Source organism: Mucilaginibacter segetis, from assembly GCF_016522075.1.
Taxonomy (GTDB): domain Bacteria; phylum Bacteroidota; class Bacteroidia; order Sphingobacteriales; family Sphingobacteriaceae; genus Mucilaginibacter; species Mucilaginibacter segetis.
The window spans coordinates 1,184,824-1,197,168 of the sequence record NZ_JAEHFW010000001.1; the positions used below are offsets into that span (position 1 = coordinate 1,184,824).

10 protein-coding genes are annotated in these 12,345 nt (G+C 39.7%); 9 read left to right on the forward strand and 1 reads right to left on the reverse strand.

All coding sequences use genetic code 11. From position 1 onward, the window contains the following. Positions 1 to 13 precede the first annotated feature (13 nt). From I5M19_RS05450 to I5M19_RS05490, 9 genes are all read left to right on the forward strand, one after another. Positions 14 to 1,570 (forward strand): DUF5689 domain-containing protein, encoded by a 1,557-nt coding sequence (locus I5M19_RS05450; protein ID WP_200065022.1) that lies wholly within the window; start codon positions 14 to 16, stop codon positions 1,568 to 1,570. Positions 1,571 to 1,586: 16 nt separating this feature from the next. Then, positions 1,587 to 2,423, forward strand: a complete 837-nt coding sequence (locus I5M19_RS05455) for a hypothetical protein (RefSeq protein WP_200065025.1) — start codon at positions 1,587 to 1,589, stop codon at positions 2,421 to 2,423. 22 nt (positions 2,424 to 2,445) lie between these two features. Continuing rightward, the gene (locus I5M19_RS05460) at positions 2,446 to 4,890 is read left to right on the forward strand and encodes a bifunctional YncE family protein/alkaline phosphatase family protein (protein WP_317193214.1); all 2,445 of its coding nucleotides are present in this window, start codon (positions 2,446 to 2,448) and stop codon (positions 4,888 to 4,890) included. A 227-nt stretch (positions 4,891 to 5,117) separates the two neighbouring features. Continuing rightward, positions 5,118 to 5,465: a hypothetical protein gene (locus I5M19_RS05465; RefSeq protein WP_200065031.1), complete on the forward strand. Its 348-nt coding sequence runs from the start codon at positions 5,118 to 5,120 to the stop codon at positions 5,463 to 5,465. 25 nt (positions 5,466 to 5,490) lie between these two features. Continuing rightward, the gene (locus tag I5M19_RS05470) at positions 5,491 to 8,061 is read left to right on the forward strand and encodes a DUF5686 and carboxypeptidase-like regulatory domain-containing protein (protein ID WP_200065034.1); all 2,571 of its coding nucleotides are present in this window, start codon (positions 5,491 to 5,493) and stop codon (positions 8,059 to 8,061) included. A 47-nt stretch (positions 8,062 to 8,108) separates the two neighbouring features. Continuing rightward, positions 8,109 to 8,582, forward strand: coding sequence for a MarR family winged helix-turn-helix transcriptional regulator (locus I5M19_RS05475; RefSeq protein ID WP_200065037.1), 474 nt, complete (start codon positions 8,109 to 8,111; stop codon positions 8,580 to 8,582). Between the two features lie 83 nt (positions 8,583 to 8,665). Further along, the gene (locus I5M19_RS05480) at positions 8,666 to 9,247 is read left to right on the forward strand and encodes a Crp/Fnr family transcriptional regulator (RefSeq protein WP_200065040.1); all 582 of its coding nucleotides are present in this window, start codon (positions 8,666 to 8,668) and stop codon (positions 9,245 to 9,247) included. Between the two features lie 109 nt (positions 9,248 to 9,356). Continuing rightward, on the forward strand, positions 9,357 to 10,226 hold the full coding sequence (locus tag I5M19_RS05485) for a pirin family protein (protein ID WP_200065043.1): 870 nt from the start codon (positions 9,357 to 9,359) through the stop codon (positions 10,224 to 10,226). 13 nt (positions 10,227 to 10,239) lie between these two features. Continuing rightward, the gene (locus I5M19_RS05490) at positions 10,240 to 11,094 is read left to right on the forward strand and encodes a pirin family protein (protein ID WP_200065046.1); all 855 of its coding nucleotides are present in this window, start codon (positions 10,240 to 10,242) and stop codon (positions 11,092 to 11,094) included. Between the two features lie 5 nt (positions 11,095 to 11,099). Here I5M19_RS05490 and I5M19_RS05495 read toward each other — a convergent pair whose 3' ends face one another. Next, positions 11,100 to 12,242: a putative sensor domain DACNV-containing protein gene (locus tag I5M19_RS05495; RefSeq protein WP_200065049.1), complete on the reverse strand. Its 1,143-nt coding sequence runs from the start codon at positions 12,240 to 12,242 to the stop codon at positions 11,100 to 11,102. Between the last annotated feature and the right edge of the window lie 103 nt (positions 12,243 to 12,345).

Here is a 12,345-nt window from a genome sequence, read left to right on the forward strand (position 1 = left end):
AAAATTAAAAGGTATGAAAAGGAAAATATTCTATATAGTTCTATGTTTTAGTGCGCTTTTTATGAGCGCTTGTCAAAAACATGATTTTGCTGCTGGCGAATTAAGCCCAATAATAGCCGTAAGCGATCTGCGTGATCTTTATAAAGGCAATGATGTAACCCTGACAACAGATAATATGCTTGGCGCCACAGAGATAGTTGGCATTGTAATTTCTAACCCGGATTCTGGAAATGTACCTAAGGATATGGTGATCTTACAAAATATCCGCAGACAGCTTACACGCGGTATAGCTATACCATTAGGTGCAGCAGCGGCTAACTATACTTCCGGCGATTCGCTGGTAGTTACCGTTAACGGAGCTATATTAAAAAAAGTAAATGGCACCTTACAATTAACCGGGATAACCGAAGCCAACATACAAAAAATATCATCTGGCAATTCGGTTACTGTTCAGTCGGTTTCAAGCTATTCTATTAAAAGTAACCCGGACGCTTATGAAAATACTTTGGTGCAAGTGAAAACAGCCACCGTATCTCCTGCTCCTGTTGATGGTGATACCTATGCAGGCGATAAATACCTGGTTAATGGTGCAGATAGTGTAATAATGCACACCGAGGAAACAGCCAATTACGCTACTGAACAATTACCGGCGAGCGCAACTGTTACCGGGATACTATTTGTTGGGCAGGATGAATCTGGTAATGCAAGCTTGCAAATTTGGCCGCGTTACAGTACCGATATTACGGACAAAACAGCCCCTATAGATCCTAATGGGCCTAAATTGGGCGTAGGGCCTATAATTATAACCGGATACGCCAACGATACAAAAGGCGCAGATGGTAACTATGAATATTTCCAGTTTATGGCTACTAAAACTATTGATTTTTCTAAAACTCCGGTAGCTGTGGTAACTTGTACTAACGCTGGTTCAGCAGCTCCTGATGCAGGTGATGCTCCATCAGGAGGATGGGCCGAAGGTGGTGGCAGAACCTATAAGTTTAATATTACTGAAGGAATTGTGCATAAAGGTGATATATTTTATGTGGGCGGAAGCAATAAGAGAATTGATGGTCCAAATAGTACCGATATAAGTTCCGCAAATTGGGTGCGCTCTATTCCTTATACCACAACCGATGGTGATGGTTTTGGAAGTAAAAGTTCCGGATTACTACCTAATAGTGGTAACGCTGGCGGTATTGCGGTATTTGATGGAATTAACGTTACGGAAACGTCTGTTCCGGTTGATGCAGTATTTTACGGAGGTACAAGTACAAAAACAATTTATAACGAAACAGACAATAAAGGTTATCGTATTCCGGATAATGATCATTATCACCCTATTGATCCGGCAACTTCCGCGGCGCAGCCTTTTGTATACCAGGGAACAAATACTTATGTAATTCCGCACAGTACCCCGGCAGATGCAGGAATCTTTGTTAAATTAGGTGGTAAATTTGATTCAGCAACCAAAAAATGGATAACTCCGCGTTCATATGTACACTATACATTATCCCTATCTTCGGAATTGTCTGAAATAGAGACCGGAGCAGACGTAACTGTAATACAATAATTAAATTAAGTATATCATGAAAAAGAGTTTCTTTATTTTTCTGTCGATGATCGCTTGTTTAACCGTTAGGGCGCAAATGCCCTCGGTTAAACCAACGGTTAATGGTAGTCCCGGTAATATACAGCCTTTTTTATTTTCGGTGAATACATTAACAAGCACCTCTCCATCCTGGAATTTATATTATTCCGGAAGTTACGGCGAAAGAACTGCTGCACCCTTTGGTATCGACGGAGTTGACCAACAGGTGGCATTTAAAGGCTATCTGGGAAACAGGTTTACGCTTTATGCTAATGCGTCAATAGGGATTGCACGCTCGGGCGGAGTAGCCAGTGCACAGCAGGCAGAATTATTAAGAGATTTTGTAGGTGGTAAAACAACTTTTGGTCCGCGTTTAGGGTTAGGTTTAGGGGTAAGTCACGACCTTTCAAACGTTGGTGCTGTTTTTAGTCGTATTACCGCGTCTTTTGACAGAGCATCGTGGCGTATTGGTGGCAACCTCCGTTTTGAGAAAGCCTTTTCAAGTAACCGAGATGATATTGATCTGATAACCAGTATTGGTTTTCATCATCGTATAGCAGGAAATTTCTTTGCTGGTGTAGAGGCAGTAGGTGAGGACCTGGAAGGTTTTTGGGAAGCTGATGAAGCTGAAGGCGGCGCAAAATTGTTAGTCGGACCATCTGTAAACATAACCCCCTCAAACTCCAGGTTTTCATTTTCTTTATGCGGAGGCCCGGTTTTTTATGCAACTCATAGCACGGCATATCCTTCTGAAGCTATACGCGATATCGGAACCATTGGTACACAAAACGGATTTACTCTGCGTGGTGCGGTATCGTTTAATCTTCATCAATAATGATAATTTAATGAATATTCATGTGAGGAGGTCAGCTTTTATAGCTGCATTTATTGTAATTATTAATTGGAGTAATGCAATTAGCCAAATACCCGGAAAAATAAAGGAGAGCGGCCAAATACTATTACCTAATGGTTGGAAACTTAGCCCGGCCGGGCGTTCGCTGCAACTGGGCGACCTGCCTTTAAATTTGCAGCTTAGTTCATCGGGAAAATACCTTGCAGTAACTAATAACGGGCAAAGCACGCAATCGTTACAACTTATTGATCCAAAGAACGAGAAAATACTTGATGAGAAGGAATTAGACGTTTCCTGGTATGGTTTAGCCTTTAGTCGTGATGAGAAAAGATTGTACGTTTCCGGAGGTAATCAAAATACCATATTAGATTTCGAAATAAAGAACGATAAACTAAAACGGCCCGATACCATAACTTTGGCAGCCCCCTGGCCAAAAGGAAAAGTGTGTCCAACTGGTATTACAGTTAACAAAGCAAACACTTTATTATACACAGTTACTAAAGAAGATAATAGTGTTTATATAATTGATCTTAACTCCCGCGAGATACTTAACAAAATACAATTAGCAGATATTGCTTACAGTTGTGTGCTTTCGCCTGATGAAAAGCTGTTGTATATATCTTTATGGGGTGGCAATGAGGTAGATATATTAGATACGCGGTCGCAAAGTATTATAGCGAATATAAAAACAGGTAGTCACCCAAACGAATTATTATTAAACCATAAGGGTAGCCTGTTATATGTTGCTAATGCTAATGATAATTCGGTATCAGTTATTAATACAGCTACTAATAAGGTGATAGAAACATTAGCCGCCTCATTATATCCTACTAACTTAACAGGCTCTACTACTAATGGGTTAGCGTTATCATCTGATGAAAAAACACTTTACATTGCTAATGCAGATAATAATTGTTTGGCGGTGTTTGATGTTTCAGTAATGGGGAACAGTAAAAGTATGGGTTTTATACCCGTGGGTTGGTATCCTACAAATGTGAAGGCGATAGGTGATAAAATTTTAGTTAGTAATGGCAAGGGGTTTACATCAATGGCTAATCCTGAAGGTCCGCAACCTATTTCCAAGAAGGATAATAGCGGTTATCAAACCGGGAGCTCAGCGAATAGCAGACTGCAATATATAGCCGGGCTTTTTAAGGGAACATTATCACTTATAGATGTACCAACTGCAGATCAGCTTAAATTTTATACCAGGCAGGTATATGCTAATACACCTTTTAATAACAAAAAAGTAGCATTAGCCGACGGCGAGAATGGTAATCCAATTCCGCGTAAAGCGGGTGAATTCTCACCTATAAAACATGTGTTTTATATTATAAAAGAAAATCGGACGTATGACCAGGTTTTAGGTGATATAGATAAAGGAAATGGCGACAAGTCACTTTGCATATTCGGTGAACATATTACGCCTAACCAACATGCTATAGCTAATAATTATGTTTTGCTCGATAATTTTTATGTTGATGCAGAGGTAAGTGCCGACGGGCATAATTGGAGTACAGCCGCTTATGCAACAGATGTTATAGAGAAAACGTGGCCAACCAGTTATGGTAAAAGGGGAGGTAGTACCAGTTACGAAGGGGGGAGGCATGCAACCTATCCACGCGATGGGTTTATATGGGATTACTGCAAACGTGCCGGTGTAAGCTACCGCAGTTATGGTGAGTTTGGCGAATATGATAATGCACATATTAAATCATTGGTAGGCCATATGAGTCCTCATTCTCCGGGGTTTAATCTGGACATACTTGATCAGGTAAGGGCGGATGCATGGGAGCATGATTTTGATTCGTTGTTGACCGTTAATGCCGTGCCGCAGTTAAGTACGATACGGATCTCAAATGACCACACCAGCGGGCAAAAAAAAGGTAAAATATCCCCTATGGCAGCTGTGGCTGATAATGATCTGGCCGTAGGCAGAATTATTGAACATCTGTCAAAAAGCCCTGTTTGGAAAGAATCAGTAGTGTTTATTTTAGAGGATGATGCCCAAAACGGCCCGGATCATATTGATGCACACCGATCGCCAGTATATGTAATTGGTCCTTATGTGAAACGTAATGCAGTAGTTCACAGTATGTATTCCACATCGGGTGTTTTACGTACCATTGAACTGATTTTGGGCTTGCCGCCTATGAGCCAGTATGATGCTGCAGCTATGCCTTTATACGAGTGTTTTACTAATAAAGCAGATTTGTCACCTTATCAATTAAAACCAGCTCAGGTAAATTTGAATGAACGGAATGTAGCTACAAACAGAAGCAGCAAAATATCCGAAAAGTTTGACTTAAGTAAAGAAGACGAAGCACCTGATCTGACCTTGAACGAGGTTATATGGAAATCAATAAAAGGAGAAAATGCAGTAATGCCTGCACCTAAACGCAGTGCATTTGTAATACTGGAAAAGAAAAAGAAAGATGATGATGACTAAAAACTGATCTTCTAATAATCGTTTACGTGTACTTAAATTTAGGCGGCGGATAAATTTTATCCGTCGTTTTTTTTAATAAGGGAATTTTTTCTAACACAAACGTCTCCCAAATTTTGGCTAATTCTCAGCCAAGTGTCATAAATACACTAACATTATAAAATAAATGTAAACTGAGTTGACAATATTGGTCAACTCAGTTTACATTTGCAGTGTTATTTGAAAAGGACATGAAAACGATAGACTTATCACAACCAGGCATAAATAATCTGTTCAGAAGAGCAGATGGCGATCGTCATAATATAAGCGCAACATCTAGCTACAATAAAGTATTTGGCTATAATAAGCAATCAAATACGCAGGAAGCTAATGCTCAGATTGTAAAAAAAGCCGTGAGATATGTTATTGATGCGGTTGGCGAAGGTATTAAACAAAATTTGTTGGGCTACGACATTAACATAGACTTTTTAACCTTAACGCTGCGCAGCTATTTGTATACAGGTGCAAAATCCGCAAAATATTTTGTAACGAAACACCTGCCTGCTGCATCCACTGCTAATAATAATTTATCTGAATAAAAATTTATACATCACAATTAATAAAATGAAAAAGATATTAAATAAAATATTTACTAAAGGCACTTTAATTTGGCTTTTAGTATTCACTTCTTTTACTGCTGTATATGCTCAAAGCACTACGGTAAAAGGCGTAGTAAAAGACGCTAAAACACATGAGGCGATGTCTTATGTTACGGTAGCATTTCTTAACAGTTCAATAGGTGTCAGTACCGATGCGCAGGGACGTTTCTCCTTAACCACAACTGGCAATTATAATCAAATTAATGCCTCCTTTATAGGTTATAAGTCGGTTACAAAAGATGTTGTTCCTGGTAAAGATCAAGTGATTAATATTGTCCTGACTGAAAACAGCCATACATTAAGTGAAGTTGTTATTAAATCGGGCAAAAAGAAAAAATATACCAATAAAAATAATCCTGCCGTTGAATTGATACGCCAGGTTATAGCACATAAAAGCCAAAATCAGCTCGAAAATTATAGCTACGTTGAATATAACCAGTATGAACGGATGATCTTCTCACTAAGCAATCTTTCGGATAATTTTAAAAACAAACGCATATTCAAAAACTACCAGTTTCTTTTTCGCGAGCAGGATTCAACCGCAATAGGTGGTAAAACACTGTTGCCTTTGTATATGGAAGAAAAACTTTCTGACAATTATTACCGTAAAGCTCCGTATGCTAAAAAGCAGGTTATTGAAGCGAACAAACAGGTTAAATACGACGCAAACTTCATCGATAATGAGGGATTAACAACTTACTTTAACCGCATGTACCAAGATATAAATATCTATGATAACAATGTATCGTTATTAAGTAACCAGTTATTAAGCCCTATTGCCGATCACTCGCCAGACTATTACAAGTTTTTTATAACAGACACACTTAAAGATCAGTCACCAAACCTTATTGAGTTAAGCTTTACACCACGTAACACTAACGGTTTACTGTTTGAAGGTAAAATATACATCACTATGGATGGCAATTATGCTGTTCAAAATGCAGACCTGACTGTAAACAAAAATATCAACCTTAATTTTGTAAGGCAAATGCATGCCGATCTGGCTTTTGAAAAGAATACAGACGGCAGATATCATTTAAGCCAAAGCGATCTAAAAATAGAATTTGCTATCAACAAAAAGAAGGGTGGTGGCGTATTTGGTGAACGTTTAGTTACCGTAAACAATTTTGCAGTAAACAAACCCCGTATGAGCGAAACATACGATGGTCCTCCTTTAGTATATGCTTCTAATTCACAAAGCAAAGATGATCGTTATTGGTTAAACAGCCGTCCCGACACATTGGATCAGGTTGCTGCAGATCTTTATAAAAACATTGATAGCCTGCAAACCATCCCATCGTTTAAACGCACTATGGATATAGCTACATTGGTGTTAGCCGGATACAAAAATTATGGTGCATTTGAAGTAGGCCCGGCAAATACATTTTACAGCTTTAACCCTGTAGAGGGTTTCCGTGGAAGGATAGGGGGGCGTACAACTCCTCAGCTAAGCAAACGGTATTATTTTGAAACCTATGGTGCCTACGGAACAAAGGACGAAAAATTCAAATATTTCATGAGTTCAACTTACTCGCTTAATAATAAATCCATTTATTCTTTTCCGCAAAACTATGTAAGAGCAAGTTTTCAGCACGATACAAAAATTCCTGGTCAGGAGTTGCAATTTGTGCAGGAGAGCAATTTCTTGTTGTCATTTAAACGTGGAGACAACGATGTATGGCTTTACAATGATATTTTCCGGTTAGATTATGTGCACGAATTTAGCAATCACTTTTCATACGCATTAGGGTTTAAAAAATGGAATCAAAGCCCGGCAGGTGCGTTGCAGTTTCAAAACCTGCTGCCAAACGGAACTTTAAATGATGTTAACCTCATCCATACTACCGAGCTATCCGCTCAGGTAAGATGGGCCCCTCACGAAAAGTTTTATCAGGGTAAATTGTACCGCACTCCAATACCTGACAAATATCCCATATTTACGCTAAATTACAGCCAGGGTGTTAAAGGTTTATTAGGTGGCGATTATAATTATCAAAACGTTACAGCTAATATTACCAAAAGGTTTTACCTGTCACAGTTAGGGTTTACTGATGTGTTTACCGAGGGTGGTTATATATTTGGTAAAGTACCCTTCCCGTTATTGGATATACACCACGCCAACCAAACTTATGCTTTTCAACTCCAATCCTATAACTTGATGAATTTTCAGGAGTTTGTGAGCGACCATTATGCAAGCATCACTATTGATCATAACTTTAACGGGTTCTTATTCAATCGCATACCCTTATTAAGGAAGCTTAAGTTACGTGAGATCATCGACTTTAAAAGTTTATGGGGTGGTGTAAGAACAGAGAATAACCCTGCTAACGATGCTTCTTTACTGCGTTTCCCAACTGATTTGGGAGGAGGTGCCGGTACTTACGCTTTAAGTGCAAAACCTTATATGGAAGGTAGTATTGGTGTAGGTAATATATTTAAACTAATACGTGTAGATTTGGTGAAACGTTTTACCTATCTGGACCACCCCGGTGCACCGGAGTGGGGCATCCGTACTTTAGTAAAATTTGATTTTTAATTGTAAATTCGTAAACCAGGTTGACCTTTGCCTGTTAGTTATATAGTATGGAAAGTAACAATTGCATAAGAAGTGAGGATTCAAAGCGTATTACCTGTAAACTGGTATACCTTTTAAAAAGATCCATTGATGAGTGGAGTATGAAAAAATTATGCCGCTTAAATAATCCGGACTTTAATAATGCCCATGTGCCTTTATTTATGAGCATCGGCACAACCGGGATCTCAAATAATGAGTTGGCATCTAAATTAAATATAACCAAGCAGGCGGCCAGCAAAATAGTTAAGGAGCTGGAAGCTAAGAATATGGTAAAAAGCGAAAAAAGCCCGGATGATGCAAGGGCAGTAATGCTTTACCTGACTCCGGAAGGCGAAAAGTTTTACTATCATTTAAAAGATCAGGTTGAGCATTTGGAAATGGAATATAAAAAGGTAGTAGGCACAAAAAACTACGAAACAGCAATAGATGTAATGCTGAAGCTTGTTAAGTTTCACGAAGACTATAATTGTGCAGGACAATAATAAGTGCGGCACTACGCTAAAAAAGGACCTTGTAATTTTACAAGGTCTTTTTTATTATACTTGTAATTTAATTGTGCATCAATATGGATTATAGCCTCATTTTATCCAATATAACCAAACACATTAATCTTTATAAAGAGGAAGAGGAGTATTTTATATCCTTATTGCACTATAAAAGGGTAAAGAAGAGACAGTACTTGTTAGAAGAAGGGGAGGTTAACACTAAGCTTACTTTTGTAACGCAGGGATGCCTGCGTAGTTATGCCGTTGATAAAAACGGCGGAGAACATGTATTGCAATTCGCGCCTCCAAACTGGTGGATAGTAGATATGCGCAGTTTTATTAAACAGGAACCCGCAAGGCTTAATATCGACGCTATTGAGGACAGCGAGGTGATTTATATCATGAAAACCGATATGGATGAATTACAGATACAGGTTCCTAAATTTGAACGCTTTGGTCGTATCCTTGCCCAAAATGCAATGGCCAGTTATCAGCACCGCCAAATTGATAACGTAACCCTTAGTGCAATTGAAAGATACACCAGTTTCTGTCATTTGTATCCGTCTTTAATACTTACCCTTCCGCAAAAGCAGGTTGCCTCTTATATTGGGGTCACGCCGGAATTTTTAAGCAAGATGCTTAATACGGTTGTAATTAAATGATCCGTGAAAAGCAATTTCCTAATGTAGATTAAGCGTTCGTCTTAATCTACATTAACTCTCCCTTGGCTGTGTTATCGTAATTTTGAATTATCAACAAGGAGATCAAAAAATGAAAAAAGCTATAGAAAAAATAATTCCAAGGCCTTTAAGGCCGGGTATGGTTGGCGACGGTTTTCGCGTGTATAATATGATACCCGGAGCCGGAATTTCACAACAACGTATCAGTCCGTTTTTAATGCTGGATTTTAATGCTGAATATGACTTTGGTCCTTCCGATCATTTAAGAGGGGTTGATGTTCATCCGCATAAAGGTTTTGAAACGGTTACTATTGCTTACAAAGGCAGCGTAGCGCATCATGATAGTACAGGCAATAGCGGAGTGATTAATCCTGGTGATGTTCAATGGATGACTGCCGGGGCCGGGATTTTGCATAAGGAATACCACGAACAGGAATTCTCTAAAAAAGGCGGACCGTTTGAAATGGTACAGCTTTGGGTAAATCTGCCTAAAAAAGATAAATCTACTCCTGCAAATTATCAGCCCATTACCGCTCAGCAAATGGGTAAGGTTACTTTACCGGACAAGGCAGGTATAGTAAACGTAATAGCAGGTGATTTTAATAATATTAAAGGCCCTGCGAAGACCTTTACCGCAATTAATCTATTTGATATAAAGTTGAACGAGAATGGCGAAACCAATTTTACAGTTCCTGCTCATCATAATACGGCTTTATTAGTTATAAATGGAAATGTACACATAAATGGTGAACAAGCTGATGAGCATAGCTTTGTTTTGTTTGGCAATACTGGTGAGGATATACACATAAAGGCATCAACTAATGCTGTAGTGTTATTGTTAAGCGGAGAGCCAATTAATGAGCCTATTGCAAGTTACGGCCCGTTTGTAATGAACACCCAGCAGGAAATTATGGAAGCCATACAGGAATTTCAGTCCGGTAAATATGGTGTATTAAATTAATAATAATCACATCATGAAGAAGAAGATCGCCCACATCCTATATGGGCGGGAGAAACAAATTACGAAGGAAGAAAGTGTGAGGCAGCCTCTGCCTCACATGGAATTCCGTTTTGCCAATCCCTTTATTGTGCTGCACCACATGCCCCCAAAGCAAATTGAGCCGGGGCAGAAATTAAGAATACACCCGCATCCGCATCGTGGGTTTGCGCCGGTTACTTTTATGTTACAAGGTGAAGGCTATCATAAAGACAGCGCTGGCCATAGCGAAACAATAAAGGCAGGTGATGTGCAATGGATGTTTGCCGGCAAGGGTATTTTACATAGCGAAGGCCCAACCGGAAATATACTAAGAGACGGTGGGACGCAGGAATTAATACAACTTTGGGTAAATGTGCCCGCAGCAAATAAAGGAGATGGACCAACTTACCAGTCTGTTACAAAAGAAGTACAACCTCGTGTTTTGGAGCAGGATGGGGTTGATATGCGTTTAGCAAGCGGAATATATGAGGATAAAAATGGCCCCTTGTTTACTTATACACCGGTCATTTCCATAATAGGTACAGTAAAAAAGGGCAAACAGGTGCAGTTTGCCGCTACTCCGGGTTATTGGACGTTGTTATATATAGCTAAAGGCCGGGCATGTATCAACCAGGAAAGTATTGAGCATTATAATCTTATTGTTTTTGAAAAGGATAACGAAGAGATTGTGTTAACAGCTGAAGAAGATATACAATTACTTTTCCTCTCTGCCGAGCCAATAAACGAGCCCGTTGCAGCTAAAGATAACTTTGTGATGAACACTGCTGCCGAAATTCAGCAGGCTATAGCTGATGCTGAAAGTGGTCTGTTTGGTAGCCTGGATTTTTAATGGTTTTATAAAAGCAGCACATCAATACGGTGGGCGTGTACCATGCTCAATTGCTCCGACCAGGCAAATACCGTAAACTGCCCGTCTTGCGATGCTACCAAGGCAATAGCATCATGCTGATCGTGCACAAACTGAGCTGCGGCTAAATGCCTTGTACCGCCATTTTGCGCCGGATGTATCTTAACTGCCTTTGCGCCTGCCAACGGTTCTGTAAGCATTATTTGCCCGACAGGACTGCTTTTTTCTGAACGGGTTGCCTTTACTCCAAATGCCAGCAAATTATATTGGTTAGTTATTATGGTAGCGCCGTCAACGGCGGTAAAGCCTCCAATAAGATCTATGGCTTCTAATAAGGCATCCTGCCATTCCAGCTTATTTCGTTCCTGATCGCTTTTTTGCAACAGATCAGCTATGGCTGTATAAGCCGGGGTAACGGGATACTTTATAGGATGCACTACTGATTCCTGCCACTTTACAGTATTTGGTGATACCATCAGCACTAAACCACCGCGTTTATGTATCCTCATAGATGCTGCCAGTTGTACCATTACGTTGAATGACTCTCCCATTAAAGAAGGTAGCCGCATATTGGTCAGCGAGTTGATCAATACCGGGCAGTCAGTAACACCCATGGTAACCTCGTCCAGCATTTTTATTTGGTCGCCTTGCAGTACGGCTATGTTTACAAATTTTCCAAAACCATCAACACGGCGATGTTTTATAACTAGCAAACCTGCTTCCACTACCTCCAAAACAAAGCAAATAGCCGGTATACTGTGGGTTGTGCCCCATATAAATATGTCATCACCTTCGGGCCATACGCCTAAATGAATTCCCGGTTGCTCCACAGCTGGTGCCAGTTTAATAAGATTTTGAGGTGTTAACCTTAGTTTTTCTCCAAATATTAGGGGGTTATCGGATTGTGCGGGTTGTAAAAGAGCGAGGGATATTGCGGGTGGTCTGCCTTCCTCACGGCGCAGGCTTGCCCAAAAAGCAACATCTATTACGGTTTCTATTATAGTGTTGCCCGGCGCCGACGCAAGATTGGCCCGTTGTATATTCCCTGCTGCCGATAGATGTTTTCTGAAATGCTCCTCTATAACGGGTGCCACAATTCGGGCCGGAAGATAGGTGGGTTCTGATAGCATCTTATTTATTATTTAGCAAACAATTATAGGTAATATAAGCACTTTTATCATTGCAAAATATTATTTATGACTTAATTAAGAATATTGACAATACATTTTCATA